Below are 22053 nucleotides of genomic sequence, written 5' to 3' on the forward strand. Positions count from 1 at the left end.
CGGATATCGCGTCCGCCGGCGACGACATCAGAACCCCCAGAAGAGGAAGTGTCGATGTCGTCGCGCATGAACCGTGCGAGGATTCCGGATGTCGGGGCCGAACTGCGCATCCGGATCGATGACTCTCGCGCGTAGCGCCATGTCGTAGAACGCGCCCACCATCGGCAAGGCGCTGTGCGCGCCCTGGCCCCAATAGTCGTTGCCGAGCGTCACACGTCCATCGTCGAAACCCACCCATGCGCCGGCGACGAGGTGCGGATGCATCAGGATGAACCAGCTATCCGTGTTGTCCTGCGTCGTGCCCGTCTTGCCGGCCACGTCGGCGCGAATCCCGAAGCGCGTCCGGATGCCCGCGCCGGTGCCCCGGCGGACGACGTCGCGCATCACATCGACGAGCGTTTGCGCTGCGCCAGCGGGCAGCGCCTGTTCCGGCGCTGCGCTTGCGAATTCGGCGAGCACCTTGCCGTCGTGATCCTCGATGCGCGTGACCGTGCGCGGCTCCCTATAGGCGCCGCGGTTCGCGATCGTGCTGTACGCCGAGACCATTTCCTTGAGCGTGACAGGGCTCGTGCCGAGCGCAAGCGACGGCACCGCTTCGAGCGGGCTTTCGCGCACACCCATCGCGCGCGCGAGCCGTGCAACCTTCTCAGGGCGTTCCTTTTGCATGAGTTGAGCGGTAACGCGGTTGCGCGAATACACAAGCGCGTCGCGCAGCGTCATCGGTCGGTCAGTGGGCGGTTCCGCGTCGGTAGGCCGCCAGCTCGCATGGCCGGACAGCGGAATGGAGACGTTCCGGTCTACGATCGTATCGCTCGGCCGCGCGCCGTCCGCAAAGGCCGCGCCGTAGACGAACGGCTTGAACGTCGAACCTGGCTGACGCCGGGCCTGCTGCACGTGATCGAACGGTTCGTCGCTGAAATCGCGGCTGCCGACCCATGCCTTGATATCTCCGTTGCGCGGATCGATCGCGACAAAACCCGCCTGGATTTGCGTCTTGCTCCGGCAGAGCGCGCGGACGAACGTGGGGTTCGTCCCGAGCTTCCTGAGCGCGGCCTGATCCGATTGACCCGCATCGCGTGCGGCGCGGTAATCGGGCGTCTGCCGGATGAATGTCCGGAACAGGTCGTTGCCCGGCCAGCAGCCCGTGCGTTCGTTCCATGCCTCGTTTGCAATGGATTGCAACTGGTCCGTCTGCCAGTCCATCGCCCGCGTCGCCATCGCCTGCAGACGGGAATCGATGGTCGTGCGCACGACCAGCCCGTCGGCATAAATGTTGTATCCGTTGCGATCGGCCCAGGCGATCAGCCACTTGCGCAATAGCGCCGAGAAATGCGGCGCGGCGCCCGGTCGCGCGGTCTGTAACTCGAAATCGACCTTGAGCGGTTGTCGCATTAACCAACTGTAGGCGTCGGGCTTGAGCTTCCCATACTTGTTCATCTGCCCGAGCACTGTGTTTCGCCGCTGCAACGCGCGCGCTGGATTGAGTACAGGGTTGTAGGCAGTGTTGGCCTTCAGCATGCCGACGAGCGTTGCGCTTTCGAGGACGTCGAGCCCGTCGGCCGATTTGCCGAAGTAGGTGCGTGCGGCCATTTCCACGCCGAACGCGTTGTAAAGGAACGGCACCGTGTTCAGGTATGTCTCGAGGATCTGGTCCTTGCTGTAAACGGCTTCGATTTTGAACGCCGTGATCGCTTCCCTGAGCTTGCGCGTGAGCGTCGGCGCGCGGCCGATTTCGTCGGGATACAGGTTGCGGGCGAGCTGCTGTGTAATCGTCGAGCCTCCTTGCCGGTCACCTGAGAACGTATGCAGCGCGGCCGACGCGGTGCGCCTCCAGTCGATGCCGTGATGCTCGTAGAAGCGGTGGTCTTCGGTGGCGATCAATGCATCCACCATGTACGGCGAGATCTGCTTGAGCGACACCCACTCGCGATTGACAGGCTTGAATTCATCGAGCAGCTTGCCGTCGGCCGACACGATCAACGCTGGCCGATCGACGCGGGCTTTGCGAATGTCGCCGATGCCCGGCGTAAACGGCACGAGCGCAAGCACGTACAGCAGGAACAGCGCCGGCAACGCGGCGAGCGCCAGCGCGATGCCGCGTCGCGTCGGGTGGCGAAGGCGGCGCAGCGCGTCGTTGAAAACGAGTCTTGCTTTCGTGCCGCCGGCGGCAGCCAGCGGTTGGATGCGGGCAAGCCACCGTGCGCAATGCTCACGAAGCAACGATACATACCGGTGATTCACGGCGGAGAGGCGTTGGTGGGAAACGCGCGATCGTACCAAAACGGAAGGACGCTTCTGTCGTCAAAACAGCGCTACGCCGCTTCGCATTAACAGACAATTACATTTGTTTCGCGCGCGTAACGTTTGCCGCCTGAGGGCCCGTTTTGAGGCGGCCGTTTGCGCGATCGGGACCAACTCGAAGGGCAGCTCATGTGCGAGAGCCGCCCGCCGGTGCCGCCCGCAATAGCGGTCTTCGCCGAATTCCTTTTGGAGACGCTGGGGGAAGCGCCGGGTGGCAATTCCCTGAGCATCGACTATCCTGTCCGCATTGCGTCGCCCAATAACGCGTGATGGATAAGGAGCTAGCCATGCTTACGCGCGAAAGTTGCAGTGCATATTTCCGTCATGCCATTCCCGCGGCGTTTTTCGTCTTCGTCACCAGCCTGTCATGTGTCGGGCATGCGCAGGTCGCGCGCACGGAGGTCATTCCGTTCCAATCAAGTACCCTGACCGACGAGGAATTTCTGGATGACAGGCCGGGCAAGCCTGTCACCATTGCAGGTGAACTGCGGCTGCCGCGTGCAGGCACGGAGCGATTCCCGGTTGTCGTTTTGTTGCACGGTACAGCAGGCATTACAAGCACGGTGACGGATTGGGAGCAGGACTTGCTTGCCATGGGGGTCGCCACCTTCGTCGTCGATAGCTATGCCGGTCGCGGCATCGTCAGCACCATCAACGATATGTCCAAGCTAGGACGCCTCGTGCAGATAGAGGACGCCTACCGTGCGCTGGAAACGCTGCAGAAACACCCTCGCATCGACCCGGAAAGGATAATGCTGATGGGTCTGTCCTGGGGCGGCCACGCCGCGCTCTATGCGAGCCTGAAGCGGTTCCAGCGGATGCATGGCCCGGCCTCCGGCCGCGAGTTCTCCGCCTACGTGGCCTTCTATCCGCCTTGCAACACAGGATATCGGCAGGACGAGGATATCTCGGCGAAGCCGGTCCGGATTTTCTACGGCAGTGCGGACGACTACATTCCGGTTGCAGCGTGCCGGGAGTATGTCAATCGCCTGCGGGTGAACGGAAAGAATATCGAGTTGACCGAATACCCCGGGGCCTCTCATGGGTTTGACAGCAAGGCGTTTGCGACGCCGATAAAACTGCCGCAAGCGCAGACGACACGGAACTGCCGATTGCAGGAGGCGGCTCATGGGGAGATCGTGAACGCGGCAACAAGCAAGCTTTTTTCCTATGACGACGCATGCGTCGCGCGTGGTCTGACCTTGGCCTTTAAACAGGACGTGTCCGCAAGCGCTCGGACGGCGGTAAAGGAACTCCTTGCCGCGACCGGTAGCAAGCCGCACTGATGTCGCCACTGTCCGCACGCCGGTCACGGGCAAGATTCTCACCCGTCTGCTGTTTCAACCGGCGTGCAGCTTACCGTTAAGGAGACCGACGAGGGCAGCAGCATCGCGATCGTGACCATGCCGAAAAAATTGCCGGGGACGGGATGCCGGTACTCGCCGAGGACCGCGTCAGGATGTTTGACTGCCTTGACGAGAATCAGACGACGTCGGCGCTCGTCGCATCCCTGGGTAAGCCCTCATCACGCTGAGGTATTGGGACTGACGCTGCTGAAATAGCGAAATGCCGGACGGCGATCGCAGTCCGGCGAAATTGGCTACTTACTGCTACTTGCTTCTATACCGATGGCTGTGCGACACCAGTCCTGGCTGCACTGCGTTGCCGGCCGATCTTCTCGGCGAGTGCGTAGGCTTCCGTCGCGAGTTCTTCCATCTGCTCAAAGAACGCGCTGATGAAATTCTCGTCTAGTGAAGAGATCGTGCCCTGGCTGCCGATCGCGGATAGCGCCACGATTCGGCTCGTCAACTCATTGAGTCGCAGTGATTCCGCGTCTCCGTACTTCAATGCTTTGGTGATTGCTTCGTCTTCTTCGGGGGAGAGTTGACCCTGGACTTCAGACATTAGTCAGCCTCCTTGCTGCGCGGTAAAAAAGCGCCCGCCCTGGCGCTGCCAGCGAAGAGGAGACCTCGATAACGACGGGTGGGCGGGCTACAAACCGGGGTGAGATACCGCGTGAATAGTCATTGACGGTTGACCCGAAGGTCACCCGGTCTGAGCCCACCCGTTGTGATGAGGGTGTATGCATGTGCGTGGCGCGTTCGGCCGCAAACATCGCGGCCGTGCACCGACTAGATTCACATCAGGATCTCACTCCCGAGTCGCGGTTGTCTGCCGCGACAAGGAAGAGCTTACGAGCGCCGCACGCCTTGCACAACCCGAATTTTACGGTTTTACATGCTTTTCAGAGTTGTCCGAGTCGGGGATTGGGAGAAGGCCGTTAGATTGTTGAATAACTGCTTTGCTGACTGACGCCAGAGTTGCTGCTATCGGCCATGAAGGGTCACTCGTCCGTACCATTTTTTGGTCGCTCAGGCGGCGGCTCTGCAGCTGGAAGCTGTCGCCGTGGTTGCGCGGGGTCGAACGACGGCAACGGGTCGCTAAGTAAAGCTTTGCATAGCGGCCCGAATCAGCCGATCGCGCTATTGAGAGTTATGACCGCCTTCGAGCTCGGAGCCGCCGTTCGTTTTCCAATTCGCGGTACCCGTCCAGGTGTCCAACGTATTGAAGGTCCCAGGCGGTATACCTCCGGTATAAAGGTAGCGGTGAAGGAAACGTCTACGAGGCAAAATCACCTGTCGCAGTGCCTCGTCACCGAGCAGTCATGGCGCCTTGGTAGCCACAATAAATTCGTTCGTGTAGGTTCTACTCAGGTCGATCTGCTTGCCCTTGATGGCCGGATTGATCGTCGACAGAACGTTAAGTACGTTTTCAGGTCCGCCCGCAGGCATTCTTCCATCGGGTGTATACATCGACATGGTCGCCTTTAGCGCTTGCACGTAGAGGGCTTTGTTTCCCCCGTAATAGTCCTTCGGCATTTTGTCTGCGATGTCCTCGGCGGAGTGCGTGTGAATGTAGGCCATGGTGCGGGCAATCGCTCGCGCCAAGCCAGCTGCCTGTGTCTTGTGCCGAGCCAGCCAGCGCGCATCCACATACAGGCCTGTGAACGGATAGATACCGCCTAGCGCCTTTTTTGTTCCTTCGACCGTCCGCATATCGACCAGCACTGAAGCATCTCCCGTTTCAAGAAGTCGCGAGACCGTGGGCTCCGTGGTCATGCCCGCATCTATCCGATGCTGCGCAACGGCGGCAATGAATGAATTGTCGGCGCCGACCGGCAGTGTCGAATATTGGCGGGATGTGACGCCGCTTTTCAGCGCGATGTACCGTGTCAGGAAGTCGGTCGACGATCCCAGGCCCGTCACCCCGAACGTCTTGCCCGTCGCGTCCGCCATGCTCTTCATGAGAGACCCCTTTGCGACGACCTCAACCTCGCCGGGAACCTGAAGGAACGTTGCGATCGACTGAACCTCCTTGCCCTTGCTCTGCAGGTCGATCGTATGGTCGTAGGCGCCGGCCACGGCTTGCACTGCTCCCGCAAGGAGTTCGTTCTCGGCGTCGACGCCGGAGGGCTGGGAAAGCAGCTCGAAGTGGAGCTTCTCGTCCTTGAAATACCCCAGTTGATCCGCCAACTTGACGGGCAGGTAGATGAACTTCGAAATGCCGCCAACCATGATGGAAATCGTTTGCGTGTCATCGGCCTGCACGGGTGACATGTTAACGACGCTCGCAAGCGCAATCGCGACGCAGAATGTAAACGGTTTCGGTAGTCTTGACATAGATGCCTCTCTGGAAGATCCAACGGTTCATGCGATAACGGTTTGCGCGCCTCAAATGTCCCGCGCCGACGAATGCTAATGACCCTGATTTGCAACGGCCGCAGTGGTATCCGATGCGCGCTGCGCTGTGACGCGGATGAAGAGTGTCATCAGGAACGACACGACAAGCAATCCGGCCAGGAACAGCAGCCCCGGTGTTGCGCTGGCGCCTGAGCCCTTGATGTATCCGATTGCGAACGGTCCGACGAAGCCCCCCAGATTGCCCACTGAATTGATGACCGCAATCGATACAGCTGCCGTTGAGCGCGTAAGAAACAGCGTCGGCAGCGCCCAGAACGGCGACTTGAATGCGTAAAGTCCAGCGAGACTCAGGCTGATCATCGCGATCGACACGTACGGATTCGTCGTGAGCCCGGCGCCGAGCAGTGCCAGCGCGGCCACAGCCAGCGGAATCGCCGAGTGCAGACGTCGCTCGTTATGGCGATCCGAACTGCGCGACCAGAGCACCATCACAATCGTGGCAAGCACATACGGCACCATCGCGATGAGTCCGACCTGGGTATGACTCAGGGTCTTCGAGAAACCCCGGATGATCTGCGGCATCCAGTAACCGACGCCGAGACTGCCGCACTGATACACGAAATAGATAAACGACAGATACAGCACTTTCGGGTTGGTCATCGCCTTGATCGAACCGAAATGCTGCGCATTCGGCCTCGCTTTCTTGTCGTTTTCCAGTTCACCCTGCAACCAGTCTCGCTCTTCGGGCTTGAGCCACTTCGCGTCCGATGGGCGGTCCGTCAGATAGATGAAGCACATCAATCCGCCGATCAACGCGGGCCCACCTTCGAGCACCAGCATCCAGCGCCAGCCGCTCCATCCGAACCAGTGGACGTTATCCATGATCCAGGTGCTCAGCGGCGCGCCGATGATGTACGAGACGGGAATCGCCGCCGTGAAGAGCGCGACCGTTGTCGCGAGTTCTTTTGCACGGAACCAGTACGTCAGGTAGACAATGATGCCTGGAAAGAACCCCGCCTCGGCGACCCCCAGCAGAAAGCGCAGTACGTAAAGTTGCGTCGCGTTCTGCACGAATGCCGAAATCACTGCGACGACGCCCCACGTCACGAGAATGCGGGCAATCCATACGCGGGCGCCGTATTTGTTCAGCATGACGTTGCTGGGCACTTCGAACAGGAAGTAGCCGATGAAGAAAATACCTGAGGCAAAGCCGAATGCTTCGCTGCTGAGCGCCAGCGCCTTGTTCATCTGCAACGCCGCGTAGCCGATGTTCGCGCGGTCGAGGTACGAAATGATGTAAAGGATAAAAACGAACGGAATGATGCGCCAGGCGATCTTGCGCACAAGCGCCCGTTCGTCGATTGGGGTGATAACTTGCATATGTCTTCACCGGCAGGCAAGCCCGCCAGATGCCTCTGAATTCGATATTGCGGACTAGGCCTGGTGTTGCGAGAACACCATGCACACGGGGCTGCCCGATTCGACGGAAAATCCGGTCGGCTTCAGTTGTCCCGTGCTCGGATGGACGGAGAACGCGACGATGCTGTCGCTATCTTCGTTCAGCGCGTACATGAAGCGACCGTCCGGGGTGCAGGTCATGAAACGCGGCGTGCGTCCCAGCGTTGGTTCAGCGTTGATGAAGCTCAGGTGTCCGGTCGCCTGGTCGATGCGGAAAACGGCGATGCTGTCGTAGCCGCGATTCGACGCATAGACGAAGCGGCCTGTGCGGTCGACCTCGATTTCCGATGCGCGACTGTTGCCCGTGTAGGTATCGGGCAACGACGACACGATCTGTACTGGCGTCAAAGCGCCGCTATCCGACGAATAGCGGTAGGTCGTCACCGTCGAGTCAAGTTCGTTGACGACGTACGCATAGGCGCCGTTCGGATGAAAGGCGACATGACGCGGACCGGCCGTCTCGCGCGACACAGTGAACGCAGGGTTGGCGGGGGAGAGTTGCCCGTCCTTGAAGCGGAACGTGAAAACGCGATCCAGACCCTTGTCCGGAACGATGACGAACCTGCCGGTCGGGTCGAAGGGATTGAAGTGCGGCTTGGCCTGCTTCTGCTCGATACGATGCGGACCGATCGGGCCTTCGAGGTGAACCAGTTGGGTCAGTTCCTGAAGCGACCCGTCCGCCGCGATCGGCAGGACCGCAAGGCTCGCGCCGATGTGGTTTGACACGACGATGTAGCGGCCCGATGGATCAATCGCAAGGTGGACCGGATTCTTGCCCTGCGTGCTTTGCCGGTTCATGAAAGTGAGCTTGCCCGACGCCTTGTCCACCTTGAATGCACTGATGTCGCTCATGTCGCCATGCACGGTGTAAAGGCGTTCGCCGTTGCCGCTCAGCGCGAGGAACGATGGATTGACGAGGTCCTCCACGAGCTGGACGCGTTCAAGCGCGCCCGTTCCGGTGTCGACCTGATAGACGCTGATACCGTCGCCGTGGGCATTCCGTTCGCGGGTAGTCCGCGATCCGACATAAGCAAACATGGGCTTCCTTCCTTTGAAATCTGTCTGGCGCAACGCCGGTTCACGCGCGAAAACCGACCGCGTGACAGGCGCGATCGCGGCCAGCGCGCCCAGCGCCGCAGTCCCTTGAACGATGCGTCGTCGAGCGCGGTCCGGGTCCGCTTTGCGCCAGTCACGGTCAGTTTTCCTCACGGGATGTCTCCGAATTGGTGTATTTGGGGTTTGTGCTAGATTGCATTTTGACATGTTAATATGCAAAAATGCAGTCATGGAAAATACTTACTCCCCCACGGAAGCCCGGTTGGTGGTCGATGGCGCGTCGTATCGCTATGTCGATCTGCCCGGCCTGTTCGGCGACACGCTGCGCGAGTTGCCCGTCGTATTGCGACTGCTGCTGGAAAACGTCATCCGGAACACGGAAGGTGAAGAACGGCAGCAAGCCGTGGAAGGCATCCTCGCGTGGAAGGTGCGCGCGACCAGCGAAGCCGAGATTGCGTTCCAGCCCAACCGCGTGCTGATGCACGACACCACGAGCACGCCCGCGCTGGTCGATATCGCCGGCATGCGAGACGCGTTGGCGGAAGCCGGCGCGGATCCCGCGTCGCTGGGTCCGGTGCTGCCTGTCGATTCATCGGTCGATCATTCGCTGGCGGTCGAATACTTCGCGCAACGGGATGCGGCGGCGTTGAACCTGAAGCTCGAACTACGCCGCAACGCGGAGCGCTACCGGTTCCTGCGCTGGGCCTCGAAGGCGCTGAAGGGGGTGCGGATTCATCCGCCGGGCACGGGGATCATGCATACGATCAACCTCGAACAGCTGGCCACCGTCGTGACGACGGTCGAGCGCAATGGCGAATCGTGGGCGGTACCGGATACGCTGATCGGCACGGACAGTCATACGCCGATGATCAACGGCATCGGCGTGCTCGGCTGGGGGGTGGGAGGGCTCGAAGCGCAGACGGTGATGTTCGGCATGCCGGTGATGCAGCGCATCCCCGATGTGATCGGCGTGCGATTGACGGGGGCGATGCGGCCGGGCGTGCTCGCCACCGACCTCGCGCTGACAATCACACAGCGGCTTCGTGCAATTGGCGTCTCAGGAGAGTTTGTCGAGTATTTCGGTCCCGGGGTGGCGACGCTCACTGCCGGTGATCGGGCCGTCGTCGCTAACATGGCACCGGAGTATGGCGCATCGACCGGCTTCTTCCCGGTCGATCATCACACGCTCGACTATCTGCGCGCGACGAACCGTCCGGCGCCATCAGTCCGGCTCGTCGAAGCGTTCTCGCGACAGGCCGGCGTGTGGTTCGATCCGCACGCCGAGCCACGCTACACGCGCACGATCGACATCGACCTGGCCAACATCGGGATGCACATTGCCGGTCCGCGTCGGCCGCAGGACCTGCTCGACTACTCGCAGACGTCCGCCGAGCTCGCGAAACTCGACTTCCACCCGGTCCAGCCTCATCCGTTCATGCCGAAGCACCCGGTCGCGATTGCCGCGATCACGAGCTGCACGAACACGTCCGATCCGGCGCTGCTGATCGCCGCCGGCCTGCTGGCGCGCAAGGCACGCGCACGGGGTCTGAAGGTGCCGTCGTGGATCAAGACGTCTCTCGGCCCTGGCTCGCCTGCCGCCGCCGCTTACCTCGAACGGGCCAATCTGATCGACGATCTGTCGGCAGTGGGATTCGACATCGTCGGATATGGCTGCACGACCTGCATAGGCAACTCGGGACCTTTGACCCAGCCGGTTCGCGAGGCGATGGCCGACAGGCGAATCTATCCCGTGGCAATGCTGTCCGGTAACCGCAATTTTCCGGGTCGTATTCATCCGGATCTCGACCTCGGGTTCATCATGTCGCCACCGCTCGTGATCGCCTTCGCGCTCGCTGGCGATGCCCGGATCGACCTGAGCCACGAGCCGATCCAGCATGCGTCCGGCGGCGAGCCCGTGTTTCTGCATGATCTCTGGCCCACGCGTGAAGAAGTGACCGAACTCGTGGCCGCAGCTGCCGATCCGCGTGACTTTCCGCGCGCATTCGCGCTCGCCAGCAAAAATCCGGCATGGCACGATCTCGATGCGCCCGACAGCGCGCAGTTCCCCTGGAACCCGGCGTCGACTGCCTTGCGCCGGCCGCCGTTCGCCGCCGCGACACAGGGCAGCCAGCTCGGCAAGTACAGCGCCTATCCGCTGCTGGTGCTCGGCGATGATGTGACGACGGATCACATCTCGCCCGCCAGCGCGATACCGAAGGACAGCTACGTCGCAGACTTCCTCGTCTCGCGAGGCGACGATCGTGACGACCTCAACGTCTTCGCATCACGGCGCGGCAACTGGGAAGTGATGTTAAGGGCAGCCTTCTACAACAGAACGCTGGTCAACCGCTTGCGCCCCGGCATGCCCGTCGCACACACGCTACATATACCGAGCGGCGACGTGATGCCGATTTTTGAGGCCGCTCAGCGCTACCAGCATGACGGCGATTCCGTCGTGCTCGTCGCGGGTGAGCGCTACGGCACGGGTTCGTCGCGCGACTGGGCAGCCAAGGGCCAGCGGCTTCTCGGCATTCGCGCAGTGTTGGCCGTCAGCTTCGAACGCATTCATCGCTCGAACCTGATTGGCATGGGTATCCTCCCGCTTCGCTTTGCGCCCGGCACGAACCCGGACTCGCTCGACCTTCGGCCGGGTGATAAGCTCGAGGTCGACGCATCGCCTGATATGCTGTCACCTCGTTGCAAGGTGTCCGTGCGTATCGTCCGTGCGAACGGGAGCGCGCAACCCATCGAAGCGACGGCGGCGGTTGAAACCCGGCTCGAATGCACGCTGTTGCGTTCGGGCGGCGTCATCCCGTTGATATTGCAGAAAAGTTTGGCGACGCAGGGGGCTTGAGACATAGCCGCTGCCGCGCTACGCGGAAGGCAGAAGGCAAGACTTAAATGAACGACAGATCCATCGCAACCCAGATTGTTGAACTGATCAAGACGGAAGGATTGGACGTCGGCGCGCATCTGCCCGCGCAAATGCTCGCGGACCGCCTGCGTGTTTCCCGTTCGCCCGTCAATGAGGCGCTAGCGCTTCTGCATGAGAAAGGCATTGTGACCCGGGAAAGGAATCGGGGATTCTTTGTCGCAACACCTGTTGTCGCACCGCTTTCGGATGTTGTGGGAGCGTTGGGCCTGGCCGAAACCGATCCCGTGACGAGCGTGTATTTCCAGATCGCTGAAGACCGCCTGAAAGGGGAGCTGCCTGCCGAGTTCTCCGAGCAGTTGATCCGCAACCGTTACGGTTTGACCAGCGCGCAGCTGACTGCCGTGCTCGGCCGCATCGCCCAGGAGGGGTGGGCCGAGCGCAAGCCGGGTTACGGCTGGCAGTTCTCTCCGATGCTGACTACGCCCGACAGCCTGTTGAAGTCATACCGGCTGCGTCTTGCGCTCGAACCGGCGGCGCTGCTGGAGCCTGGATACCGGCTCGAGCGCAAGGTGCTGGAACGGTGTCGCGAAGTTGAAAAGCACCTGCTCGCGGGCGGCATCGAAACAGATACCGCGGACCAGTTGCACGAGCGCGGCGTCCGGTTTCATGAGTCACTGGTCGAGGCATCGGGCAACAGCTTCTTCATCGATACGATCAGGCGGGTCAACCGCGTGCGCCGCCTGCTGTCGTACCGCTCGATGCAGGACCGCGAACGTTACGCCGAACACGCGAAGCAACATTTGCACTTACTCGAACTGCTCGAACGCGAGCAAAACGAAAAAGCGGCCGAAGCAATGCGCGAGCACTTGCTGCACACGCTCGACGCACTGTCCCGCATCAGCAAAATTCTTGAACCTTAAGACCGCACGCCAAAAGACGCGGTCGCAACGAGAGCGTCCATGAACATCGATCAGTCTGTTGTCACCGCGTTCACGCCCACTGGCAAGTTGCGCGCGTCGATCAATCTCGGCAACCCCATTCTCGCCAACAAGGATGCCGTGTCCGGTGAGCCGTTCGGCGTGTCGGTCGACCTTGCGCGAGCGTTCGCTGAAAGGCTGAACGTCGAACTGGAACTAATGGTCTTCGACGCAGCGGGCAAATCAGTCCAGGCAGTGAGTGAGGAGCGCGCTGATTTCGGCTTCTTTGCGGTCGATCCATTGCGCGCAGAGACGATTGCGTTCACGGCGCCATATGTACTGATCGAAGGCTACTATCTCGTCCGTAACGATTCGCCGATCAAATCGAATCAGGATGTGGATCAGGCGCATCACCGCGTTGCCGTAGGCAAGGGCAGTGCATACGACCTGTTTCTCACGCGCGAACTCAAGGCGGCGCAGATCGTTCGCGCGCCTACTTCACCGACGGTCGTGCAGACATTCCTCGAACAGAACCTGGAAGTCGCTGCGGGTGTGAAGCAGCAACTCGAAGCAGACGCGAACAAGACGCCGGGACTTCGGTTGCTCGACGAACGGTTCATGGTGATCCAGCAGGCGATGGGCACCCCGAAGCGCCGCGGTAGCGCCGCAGCCGTTGCGCTTAACGTGTTCGTTGAAGAGATGAAGGCGTCGGGCTTCGTTGCGCTCTCGCTGCAGCGGCATGGGATCGTCGGCGCCTCGGTCGCGCCGAGCGCTTGATTTACTTGTTGAGCTCGGCAAAGATCCAGTCCTGGAAACTGCGCAGCTTCGGCAGTTCCGCGCGCGACTTCAGCAGATTCATCGTATACCCGTTTACCCTGAGCCCTTCGACGCCAAGCGGCGCCATGAGTCGTCCCGTTTCGAGTTCCCTGCGCACGAGCAGCAGGCTTTCCAGGCAGACACCTAAACCATCGGCCGCGGCGCTGATCGCCATGAACGAGCGCGTGAAGCGCGGACCGCGCGTGATGTCGATGACGGTCTTGCGATGCAGGCGCATCCAGTCGCGCCATCCCACGAGACACCCCTCGCTGTGAATCAGCGCATGGTGCTGCAAGTCCGCCACCGTGCGGATCGGATGCTCGCCTCGCATCAGCGCCGGCGAGCAGAGCGGCACGATGGTTTCCGGCGGAAACTCGAGCACCATCGTGCCCGCGGGCTGCAGCTTGCGTGCGCCGTAACGGATCTCCACATCGACCGAGCCCGTAGTGAGGTCGCAGGCTTCGGTTGACGCATTGAGCCGCACGTCGATATCCGGATTCAGCGCGCTAAAACGCGCGAGACGCGACATGAGCCATTGGGTCGCGAAGCTCGGCGTCGAATGCACGGTGAGGATGTCGCTCTTTGCGACGCGGCCGATGTCGCGCGTCGCACGCTCGATGCGCCCGAACGCGGCGCTGATTTCCTCAGCGTACTTGCGGCCGGTGTCCGTGAGGATCACCGCGCGATGTACGCGATGAAAGAGCCGCACGCCCAATTGCTCCTCCAGGAGCTTCACCTGATGACTGATCGCCGAGGGCGTTACAAACAACTCTTCTGCTGCAAGCGCAAATGACGAAAGCCTGGCGGCGGCCTCGAAGGCTTGGATGGACTTGAGCGTCGTACGATGTTGCATTGCAGTACCCGGATGAATTCAATTCAACGATAAGCCACTTTAATTCGTTTGAGCGGCTGAACTCAAGCAGATACGCTGTAATCACTCGCCGGCCTTATGCGACAAGGGTTTTCCCGGGGTGGCGAGGGTCGATGGGAGGGGCTTCAGGCAGGTCCTTCACATCATCCCAAATCAATGCCGGCAGACCGGAAGATACGTCTGCCGAAAGAGAAGGAGATACGCGTGAATACGAGCGAAGCCGGGCAACGCGCCCATCTCGCGGAACGCGCCTACCGCATCCGGCGCAATGCGCTGATGATGGGCGAGGTGCAGGGGCAGGGCTACATTGGCCAGGCTCTCGATATCGCCGACGTGCTGGCGGTGGCCTACTTCGGCGCGATGCGCTATCAGCCCGACGATCCCGAGTGGGAAGGACGCGACCGCTTCCTTCTGTCGAACGGCCACTATGCGATCGCGTTGTATGCCGCGCTGTTCGAAGCCGGCTTCCTGCCGCCCGAAGAACTCGAAACCTACGGCAGCGACGACAGCCGCCTGCCGATGTCAGGCATGGCGAGCTACACGCCGGGCATGGAAATGTCGGGCGGCTCGCTCGGACATGGCCTCACGATCGCGGTGGGCCGCTGCCTCGGCCTCAAGCGCAAGGGCTCGGACGCATTCGTGTACACGCTTTTCTCCGATGGCGAACTCGATGAAGGCGCGATCTGGGAGGGCATCATGTCGGCGGCTCACTGGAAGCTCGACAACCTGATCGCCATCGTCGACGTGAACAACCAGCAGGCCGACGGTCCGTCGACGCAGATCATGGCGTTTGAGCCGCTCGTCGAAAAACTGGAAGCGTTCGGCTGGTACACGCAACGCGTCGACGGCAACGATATCGATGCAGTAAAGGCAGCCTTCGACAACGCGCGCAACCATCCGCAAGCGCAGCCGCGCATGATCGTCTGCGATACGCGCATGGGCTGCGGTGTGCCGTTCCTCGAGGCGCGCGAGAAGAACCACTTCATCCGCGTCGATCCGCATGAATGGCAGCTCGCGCTTGCCGCACTCGAAGCAGGGAGACAAGCATGAACGATGCCGTCATCAGCAAGAAGCCGCGTCTGAAGACGTCGGCGATGATCGCCTCCATTGCAGGCGAAGGGCAGATCACGCGGTCCGCGCCGTTCGGGCATGCGCTTGTCGAACTGGCGCGCGCGCGGCAGAACGTCGTCGGCATGACCGCCGATCTCGGCAAGTACACCGACCTGCATCTCTTTGCTCAGGCGTTCCCCGAGCGCTACTATCAGATGGGCATGGCCGAGCAACTGTTGATGGGCGCGGCTGCGGGTCTCGCGCACGAGGGCGCGCAGCCGTTCGTCACGACGTATGCCGTCTTCGCGACGCGCCGCGCGTACGACTTCATGCATCAGGCGATCGCCGAAGACAACCTCGACGTGAAGATCGTTTGTGCGCTGCCGGGACTCACGACGGGCTACGGCCCGAGCCACCAGGCGGCGGAAGATCTCGCGCTGATGCGCGCGATGCCGAACATGACGGTGATCGATCCGTGCGATGCGCTCGAAATCGAACAGATGGTGCCCGCTATCGCCGACCATAAAGGTCCCGTGTATGCGCGCCTCTTGCGCGGCAACGTGCCGGTCGTGCTCGACGAATACGACTACCAGTTCGAGCTTGGCAAAGCCAAGTTGCTGCGCGACGGCGCCGAGGTGCTCATCATCTCGACCGGCATCATGACGATGCGCGCGCTCGAGGTGGCGAAGGCATTCGAAGCGGACAACGTCGGCGTGGGCGTGCTGCACGTGCCGACCATCAAGCCGCTCGACACCGCCACGATCCTGCGCGAGGCCAAGCGCTCGGGCCGCCTCGTCGTGGTCGCGCAGAACCATACGGTGATCGGTGGACTCGGCGAAGCGGTCGCGTCGGCGCTGCTCACGGCGGGCGTCACGCCGCCGTTCCGCCAGATCGCATTGCCCGATGCCTTCCTCGACGCGGGCGCCTTGCCGACCCTGCACGACCGCTACGGCATCTCGACGAACGCGATGGTCGACACCATCAAGGGCTGGCTCGGCTGAAGCCGGCGTATCAATCAAAGCTGCAAACAACGCACACCACACCATCCTCAGGAGTAACCTATCATGTCTGACTCGCGTCTTCTCGACGGCAAGGTTGCCGTCATTTCCGGCGCAGCATCTCCGCGCGGCATCGGCATGGCGACCGCCCGCATGTTCGCGAAACACGGCGCCAAGGTGGCGATTCTCGATCTCGACGAAGCGCAGGCGAAAGAAGCGGCGGCATCGATCGGCGCGCAGCATCGCGGCTACGCGTGCAACGTAACCGACCGGCAGGCGTGCCACGCCGCAGTGGAAAAGGTCGTGGCGGACTTCGGCAGCATCGACGTGCTCATCAACAACGCCGGCATCACGCAGGCGGCGAAGCTCCTCGACATCGACCCGGAAAGCTGGGACCGCATTCTCGACGTCAACCTGCGCGGCGTGCTGTATCTCTCGCAAGCCGTCGTGCCGCAGATGAAGAAGCAGAAGGGGGGCTCAATCGGCTGCATGTCGTCGGTTTCCGCGCAGCGCGGCGGAGGCATTCTGGGCGGGCCGCACTATTCGGCTGCGAAGGCGGGCGTGCTCGGTCTCGCGAAGGCGATGGCGCGGGAACTCGGCGGCGACGGCATTCGCGTCAATTGCGTGACGCCGGGCCTGATCCAGACGGACATCAACGCGGGCAAGATCCCGGACGACAAGCGCGGCGAGATTCTGGCGGGCATTCCGCTCGACCGTCTCGGCGTGCCCGATGACGTTGCGGGTGCGTTCCTGTTCCTCGCGGCGGACATTTCGTCGTACATCACCGGCGCCGTCATTGACGTCAACGGAGGCATGCTGATCCACGGTTGAGCGTAGCGGCAGGACCCGAACGCCTCGATCGCCCACACGGCTGATCGAAGCGTTCAAGGCAAACGCGCCGCAGAGCGGGTTGCCGATCGTAGGAAATGACGCGTCCACGAGGCGCCATATAACGCGCTTCACAAGGCGCGACAACGACACCGATACCCCGTATTGGAGGAGCACACCATGACAACCCGTCCGAACGCCCAGAAGGGCATCGACCGGCGCACGTTCCTGAAGGCAGGCGCAACCGTCGCCGCTGCTGCGCCGCTGTGGGGCCTTTCGCGCCGCGCGTCCGCCGCCGAGTTCAACTACAAGCTTGCGACCGGCCAGGACCCGAGCCACCCTGTCAACATCCGCGCGCAGGAAGCGCTCAACAAGATCCGCGAAGCGACCGGCGGCAAGCTCGACATCAAGCTCTTCCCGGCCAACCAGCTCGGCTCCGACACCGACCTGCTCTCGCAGGTGAGAAGTGGCGGCGTGGAGTTCTTCAACCAGGCATCGTCGATTCTCGCGACGCTCGCGCCGGCTGCCGGCATCGTCAACACGGGCTTCGCGTTCCAGGACTACAACGCCGTCTGGAAGGCGATGGACGGCGACCTCGGCGCCTATGTGCGCGGGCAGATCGAGAAGTCGGGCATCGTGTCGGTATCGCGTGCCTGGGACAACGGCTTCCGTCAGATCAGTTCGTCGACACGCGTCGTGAAGAAGCCCGAGGACCTGACTGGCTTCAAGATCCGCGTGCCGCAGGCGCCAATGCTCACCTCGCTCTTCAAGGCCCTCGGCGCCGGCCCCGCGCCGATCAACTTCAACGAACTCTATTCGGCGCTGCAGACGGGCGTGGTGGAAGGCCAGGAGAATCCGCTGCCGATCATCGCGACGGCCAAGCTCTATGAAGTGCAGAAGTCGATCAGCCTGACCTCGCACGTGTGGGACGCGTACTGGATTCTCGGCAACCGGCGCGCATGGGAGAGACTTCCCGCCGACATGCGGGCGATCGTCACGCGCGAATTCGAGGCCGCCGGCATGCTGCAGCGCGCCGACATCGCGAAGCTCAACGTATCGCTGCGCGGCGACCTGAAGGCGAAGGGCATCAACATCGTTGAAGTCGATCGCGAGGCGTTCCGCAGCGCATTGCGCAAGACGAGCTTCTACAGCGATTGGAAAGCCAAGTACGGCAACGAGGGCTGGGCGCTCCTCGAAAAGAACGTCGGCAAACTGGTGTAAAGCCATGACCACGTTCACGTTCTCGCACGCGGCGCCACGCCGCCTGGCCGGTGCCCTCGACACCATCCTCGGTCATCTTGTGGAGATACCCGCAGCACTGCTGGTGGTCGCGGAAATCGTCGTGCTGCTGGCGGGCGTGACGAGCCGCTATGTGATGCACACGCCGCTGGTCTGGTCCGACGAACTCGCGTCCATTCTGTTCCTGTGGCTCGCGATGCTCGGCGCCGTGGTCGCATTGCGGCGCGGCGAGCACATGCGCATGACAGCGCTGGTCGGCATGGCGTCGCCAGGCGTGCGCGCGTTTCTCGACGTGATTGCGATCGCGGCGCCGCTCGCGTTCCTCATGCTCGTGATCGGACCGGCCGTGGAGTTCGCGCAGGACGAGGCCTTCATCACGACGCCCGCGCTTGATATCGCGAACACGTGGCGGGCCGCGGCGCTGCCTGTCGGCACGGGGCTGATGCTGCTCGTCGCGTGCCTGCGGCTCATCAAGAGCGCCAACTGGCGTCTGACGATCTCCGCGCTGGCGCTTGTCGCGGCGATCGCTGGCAGCTTCGTTGCGCTCGCGCCCGTGTTCCGCGATCTCGGCAACGTCAACCTGCTGATCTTCTTTGTCGGCCTGGTGGCGCTCACGGTGCTCTCGGGCGTGCCGATCGCGTTCTCGTTCGGCCTCGCGGCCTTCGGTTATCTCGCGCTCACGACGAGCACACCGCTCGTTGTCGTGGTCGGTCGCATGGACGAGGGCATGTCGCACCTGATCCTGCTCTCGGTGCCGCTCTTCGTGTTCCTTGGCCAGTTGATCGAAATGACCGGCATGGCCGCCGCGATGATCGCCTTTCTCGCGAGCCTGCTCGGTCACGTGCGCGGCGGTCTGTCGTATGTGCTCGTCGGCGCAATGTATCTCGTTTCGGGCATCTCCGGTTCGAAGGCCGCTGACATGGCGGCGGTCGCGCCGGTGCTCTTCCCCGAGATGAAGGCGCGAGGCGCGAAGCCCGGCGATCTCGTTGCGCTGCTCGCGGCAACCGGCGCGCAGACCGAGACGATTCCGCCGAGCCTCGTGCTGATCACCCTGGGCTCGGTCACGGGCGTGTCGATCTCCGCGCTCTTCACCGGCGGCATGCTGCCGGGCATCGTGCTCGCGGTGACGCTGTGCGCGGTTGTGTGGTGGCGCTATCGCAGCGACGATCTTTCGGCCGTGCGCCGCGCGACCCGTGGCGAGATCCTGAAGAAGCTGCTGATCGCCGTGCCGGCGCTCGCGCTGCCGTTTGTGATCCGCGCGGCGGTGGTCGAAGGCATCGCGACGGCGACCGAGGTATCGACGATCGGCATCGTGTATGCCGTGCTCGCGGGCCTTCTGATCTATCGCCGCTTCGAATGGGCGCGCCTGAAGCCGATGCTGATCGACACTGCCGCGCTGTCGGGTGCGATTCTGCTGATCATCGGCGCCGCGACGAGCATGGCATGGGCGCTCACGCAATCGGGCTTCTCCGGCCAGCTCGCCCGCGCGATGGGCGCGTTGCCGGGCGGCGCGGCGATGTTCATGGCCGCATCGATCATCGCGTTCATCGTGCTGGGTAGCGTGCTCGAAGGCATTCCCGCGATCGTGCTGTTCGGCCCGCTGATGTTTCCGATCGCCCGCCAGATGGGCATCAACGACGTGCACTATGCCATGGTCGTGATCCTCGCGATGGGCGTCGGCCTGTTCGCGCCGCCGTTCGGCGTCGGCTACTACTCCGCGTGCGCGGTGAGCCGCATCAATCCGGACGAGGGCATGAAGCCGATCGCCGGCTATATCGCGGCGCTGATCGTCGGCCTGATCGTGGTCGCCGCGGTGCCCTGGATTTCGACCGGCTTCCTGCATTGATTCGCGCCCCTCGCCGTTCGCGCGAGGGGACGCTTGTTCCAAAGCTTGCCATAGACGCCGCCCGTGACAGGGCGGCACAGGAGAGATGCGTCATGTCAAATCACAAGGCCCGGCCGCTCGCCGATGCCGTCCGCTTCCTCGCGATCGACGCGATCGTGCGCGCAGGCGAGGGCCATCAAGGCGTGCCGCTCGGCATGGCCGAAATCGCGACTGCGCTGTTCACGCGCCACTTGAAGTTCAATCCCGCCGATCCCAAGTGGCCCGACCGCGACCGCTTCGTCCTGTCGAACGGGCACGGTTCGATGCTGCTGTATGCGCTGCTGCATCTGACAGGCTACGCGCACTTCGGGCTCGATGCGCTCAAATCGTTTCGCGAGATGGGCTCGCACTGTGCGGGCCATCCCGAGTTCGATCCGGCGCTCGGCATCGAAGTGACGACCGGGCCGCTCGGGCAGGGCATCGCCAACGCGTTCGGCATGGCGGTGGCGGAGGCCTATTTGAACGCGCGCTTCGGCGACGCCATCGTCGATCATTACACGTATGCGTTCGTCGGCGATGGCTGCCTGCAGGAAGGCATCGGCCAGGAGATGATCTCGCTCGCGGGGCATCTGCAACTCGGCAAGCTGATCCTCTGCTGGGACGACAACCAGATCACCGATGACGGCAGCACGTCGCTGTCGATCTCCGAGGACGTGAGCGCGCGCTTTCGCGTCGCGGGCTGGCATGTGATCGAAGTGGACGGGCACGATCTCGAAGCGGTATCGGCGGCGCTCACGATGGCGCGCAAGGACCCGCGTCCCTCGATGATCGCGTGCCGCACCGTGATCGCACGCGGCATTGCGCGATTGCAGGGGCAGCGCGGCGGCCATAGCGGCAAGCTTTTCGATGCAGACGCCGACACCGCGCGCACCCAACTCGGCTGGCCGCACGCGCCGTTCGAAGTGCCCGCCGACGTGCTTGACGAATGGCGCAGCGCGGGGCGCCGCAACGAAGGCGAGTATCGCGCGTGGCACGAGCGCGTGGCCGCGTTGCCAGCCCAAGCGCGCGTCGAGTTCGAGCGCATTCAGGCGGGCCGTCTGCCCGACGGCTGGCGCGACGTGCTCGAGGCATACCGGCAGCGCGCTGTCATTGCGGTCAAATCCGGTGAGGCGCCGCCCGGCATCACGATCTCCGGCGAGATCAACGACCTGCTCGCGCCGTATCTGCCGGAACGAATGGTCGGTTGTGCGGACCTCGAAGCGCCGACCGGCCACAAACGCAGCCTGACTGCATTCACCGCGAAGGAGCGAGGCGGCGCCTATGTGCACTGCGGCGTGCGCGAGCACCTGATGGGCGCGATGGCGAACGGCATGGCCGCGCATGGCGGCGTCATCCCGCTCGCCGTCACTTATCTTGCGTTTTCAGACTACGAACGCCCCGCGATGCGCATGGCCGCCTTGATGGGCCTGCCGGTGAAGTTTGTGTTTAGCCACGACTCCATCGGCGTCGGCAGGAACGGTCCGACACATCAGCCCGTCGAGATCCTCGCGTCGCTGCGCGCCATGCCGAACATGCGTGTGTTCCGTCCCGCCGACGCTGTAGAAGCCGCCGAGTGCTGGATGCTCGCGCTCGAGCATCGGAGCGGCCCGAGCGCGCTTGTCTTCGCGCGCCAGGCGTTGCCGCTGGTGCGCACGACGCACACCGCCGAGAACCTCTCACAGCGAGGGGCCTATGTGCTTGCGGAAGCCGACGGCGACAGGCGCCGCGTCACGCTCGTTGCGACCGGATCGGAAGTCGCGCTTGCACTCGCGGCGCGCGCGCGCTTGCAGGACGAAGGCATCGCGACGGCCGTCGTGTCGATGCCCTGCTGCGAACTCTTCGACGAACAGGATGCCGCCTACCGCGCATCCGTGCTCGGCACGGACACGGTGCGCGTCGCGGTGGAGGCCGCCGTGCGCTTCGGCTGGGACCGCTATCTCGGCGAGCGCGGCGGCTTCGTCGGCATGCAGGGCTTCGGCGCGTCGGGGCCTGCGGAGGTGCTCTATCAACATTTCGGCATCACGCCCGCACATATCGTCGCTGAGGCGAAGCGCCACCTTCAACTTATCGAGAACTGAG

General features: G+C 62.7%; 16 protein-coding genes. 10 read left to right on the top strand and 6 right to left on the bottom strand.

Annotated elements, in window-relative coordinates; all coding sequences use genetic code 11:
- Nucleotides 1–27: 27 nt before the first annotated feature.
- Nucleotides 28–2241, bottom strand: coding sequence for a penicillin-binding protein 1A (locus tag PTE30175_RS00615; RefSeq protein ID WP_150695113.1), 2214 nt, complete (start codon nucleotides 2239–2241; stop codon nucleotides 28–30).
- A 347-nt stretch (nucleotides 2242–2588) separates the two neighbouring features.
- Between PTE30175_RS00615 and PTE30175_RS00620 the strand changes: the two genes are divergently transcribed.
- Nucleotides 2589–3587, top strand: a complete 999-nt coding sequence (locus tag PTE30175_RS00620) for a dienelactone hydrolase family protein (protein WP_150695114.1) — start codon at nucleotides 2589–2591, stop codon at nucleotides 3585–3587.
- A gap of 334 nt (nucleotides 3588–3921) precedes the next feature.
- Here PTE30175_RS00620 and PTE30175_RS00630 read toward each other — a convergent pair whose 3' ends face one another.
- The 4 genes from PTE30175_RS00630 to PTE30175_RS00645 all read right to left on the bottom strand — a co-directional run bounded on the left by PTE30175_RS00630 (nucleotide 3922) and on the right by PTE30175_RS00645 (nucleotide 8498).
- The gene (locus PTE30175_RS00630) at nucleotides 3922–4206 is read right to left on the bottom strand and encodes a hypothetical protein (RefSeq protein WP_150695115.1); all 285 of its coding nucleotides are present in this window, start codon (nucleotides 4204–4206) and stop codon (nucleotides 3922–3924) included.
- 758 nt (nucleotides 4207–4964) lie between these two features.
- Complete coding sequence (locus tag PTE30175_RS00635; protein ID WP_224788551.1) at nucleotides 4965–5918, bottom strand: ABC transporter substrate-binding protein; 954 nt, start codon at nucleotides 5916–5918, stop codon at nucleotides 4965–4967.
- Between the two features lie 138 nt (nucleotides 5919–6056).
- On the bottom strand, nucleotides 6057–7382 hold the full coding sequence (locus PTE30175_RS00640; RefSeq protein ID WP_150695117.1) for an MFS transporter: 1326 nt from the start codon (nucleotides 7380–7382) through the stop codon (nucleotides 6057–6059).
- Between the two features lie 54 nt (nucleotides 7383–7436).
- Nucleotides 7437–8498: a lactonase family protein gene (locus PTE30175_RS00645; RefSeq protein WP_150695118.1), complete on the bottom strand. Its 1062-nt coding sequence runs from the start codon at nucleotides 8496–8498 to the stop codon at nucleotides 7437–7439.
- 247 nt (nucleotides 8499–8745) lie between these two features.
- On the opposite strand from PTE30175_RS00645, the gene acnA reads away from it, so the two are divergent.
- The 3 genes from acnA to PTE30175_RS00660 are packed head-to-tail and all read left to right on the top strand — an operon-like array spanning nucleotide 8746 to nucleotide 13085.
- On the top strand, nucleotides 8746–11370 hold the full coding sequence (acnA, locus tag PTE30175_RS00650) for an aconitate hydratase AcnA (protein WP_150695119.1): 2625 nt from the start codon (nucleotides 8746–8748) through the stop codon (nucleotides 11368–11370).
- Between the two features lie 47 nt (nucleotides 11371–11417).
- Nucleotides 11418–12311, top strand: a complete 894-nt coding sequence (locus tag PTE30175_RS00655) for a GntR family transcriptional regulator (RefSeq protein ID WP_150695120.1) — start codon at nucleotides 11418–11420, stop codon at nucleotides 12309–12311.
- 39 nt (nucleotides 12312–12350) lie between these two features.
- Entirely contained in the window at nucleotides 12351–13085 is a 735-nt protein-coding gene (locus PTE30175_RS00660; protein ID WP_150695121.1) for an ABC transporter substrate-binding protein, read from the top strand.
- A 1-nt stretch (nucleotide 13086) separates the two neighbouring features.
- Here PTE30175_RS00660 and gcvA read toward each other — a convergent pair whose 3' ends face one another.
- Entirely contained in the window at nucleotides 13087–13977 is an 891-nt protein-coding gene (gene gcvA, locus PTE30175_RS00665) for a transcriptional regulator GcvA (RefSeq protein ID WP_150695122.1), read from the bottom strand.
- Between the two features lie 222 nt (nucleotides 13978–14199).
- Here gcvA and PTE30175_RS00670 point away from each other — a divergent pair, with 222 nt between their 5' ends.
- From PTE30175_RS00670 to tkt, 6 genes are all read left to right on the top strand, one after another.
- Complete coding sequence (locus tag PTE30175_RS00670; RefSeq protein ID WP_150695123.1) at nucleotides 14200–15045, top strand: transketolase; 846 nt, start codon at nucleotides 14200–14202, stop codon at nucleotides 15043–15045.
- Nucleotides 15042–16046 (top strand): transketolase family protein, encoded by a 1005-nt coding sequence (locus tag PTE30175_RS00675; protein WP_150695124.1) that lies wholly within the window; start codon nucleotides 15042–15044, stop codon nucleotides 16044–16046. Before PTE30175_RS00670 ends, PTE30175_RS00675 begins: the two co-directional genes overlap by 4 nt.
- Before the next feature lie 63 nt (nucleotides 16047–16109).
- The gene (locus PTE30175_RS00680; RefSeq protein WP_150695125.1) at nucleotides 16110–16874 is read left to right on the top strand and encodes an SDR family NAD(P)-dependent oxidoreductase; all 765 of its coding nucleotides are present in this window, start codon (nucleotides 16110–16112) and stop codon (nucleotides 16872–16874) included.
- A gap of 177 nt (nucleotides 16875–17051) precedes the next feature.
- Nucleotides 17052–18092, top strand: coding sequence for a TRAP transporter substrate-binding protein (locus tag PTE30175_RS00685; RefSeq protein WP_150695126.1), 1041 nt, complete (start codon nucleotides 17052–17054; stop codon nucleotides 18090–18092).
- A gap of 4 nt (nucleotides 18093–18096) precedes the next feature.
- The gene (locus tag PTE30175_RS00690) at nucleotides 18097–19956 is read left to right on the top strand and encodes a TRAP transporter large permease (protein ID WP_150695127.1); all 1860 of its coding nucleotides are present in this window, start codon (nucleotides 18097–18099) and stop codon (nucleotides 19954–19956) included.
- Nucleotides 19957–20048: 92 nt separating this feature from the next.
- A complete protein-coding gene (tkt, locus tag PTE30175_RS00695; RefSeq protein ID WP_150695128.1) occupies nucleotides 20049–22052 on the top strand; it encodes a transketolase in 2004 nt (667 codons plus the stop codon).
- The last annotated feature ends 1 nt before the right edge of the window (nucleotide 22053 follow it).

It is taken from the genome of Pandoraea terrae, from assembly GCF_902459695.1.
GTDB lineage: Bacteria > Pseudomonadota > Gammaproteobacteria > Burkholderiales > Burkholderiaceae > Pandoraea > Pandoraea terrae.

What these genes read in the sequence shown, in the direction of transcription:
- acnA (WP_150695119.1), top strand. Translation starts at nt 8,746, where the DNA reads ATGGAAAATACTTACTCCCCCACGGAAGCCCGGTTGGTGGTCGATGGC.
- PTE30175_RS00630 (WP_150695115.1), bottom strand. Translation starts at nt 4,206, where the DNA reads ATGTCTGAAGTCCAGGGTCAACTCTCCCCCGAAGAAGACGAAGCAATC.
- PTE30175_RS00680 (WP_150695125.1), top strand. Translation starts at nt 16,110, where the DNA reads ATGTCTGACTCGCGTCTTCTCGACGGCAAGGTTGCCGTCATTTCCGGC.
- gcvA (WP_150695122.1), bottom strand. Translation starts at nt 13,977, where the DNA reads ATGCAACATCGTACGACGCTCAAGTCCATCCAAGCCTTCGAGGCCGCC.
- PTE30175_RS00685 (WP_150695126.1), top strand. Translation starts at nt 17,052, where the DNA reads ATGACAACCCGTCCGAACGCCCAGAAGGGCATCGACCGGCGCACGTTC.
- PTE30175_RS00655 (WP_150695120.1), top strand. Translation starts at nt 11,418, where the DNA reads ATGAACGACAGATCCATCGCAACCCAGATTGTTGAACTGATCAAGACG.
- PTE30175_RS00635 (WP_224788551.1), bottom strand. Translation starts at nt 5,918, where the DNA reads ATGTCACCCGTGCAGGCCGATGACACGCAAACGATTTCCATCATGGTT.
- PTE30175_RS00620 (WP_150695114.1), top strand. Translation starts at nt 2,589, where the DNA reads ATGCTTACGCGCGAAAGTTGCAGTGCATATTTCCGTCATGCCATTCCC.
- PTE30175_RS00660 (WP_150695121.1), top strand. Translation starts at nt 12,351, where the DNA reads ATGAACATCGATCAGTCTGTTGTCACCGCGTTCACGCCCACTGGCAAG.
- PTE30175_RS00640 (WP_150695117.1), bottom strand. Translation starts at nt 7,382, where the DNA reads ATGCAAGTTATCACCCCAATCGACGAACGGGCGCTTGTGCGCAAGATC.
- PTE30175_RS00675 (WP_150695124.1), top strand. Translation starts at nt 15,042, where the DNA reads ATGAACGATGCCGTCATCAGCAAGAAGCCGCGTCTGAAGACGTCGGCG.
- PTE30175_RS00690 (WP_150695127.1), top strand. Translation starts at nt 18,097, where the DNA reads ATGACCACGTTCACGTTCTCGCACGCGGCGCCACGCCGCCTGGCCGGT.
- PTE30175_RS00645 (WP_150695118.1), bottom strand. Translation starts at nt 8,498, where the DNA reads ATGTTTGCTTATGTCGGATCGCGGACTACCCGCGAACGGAATGCCCAC.
- tkt (WP_150695128.1), top strand. Translation starts at nt 20,049, where the DNA reads ATGTCAAATCACAAGGCCCGGCCGCTCGCCGATGCCGTCCGCTTCCTC.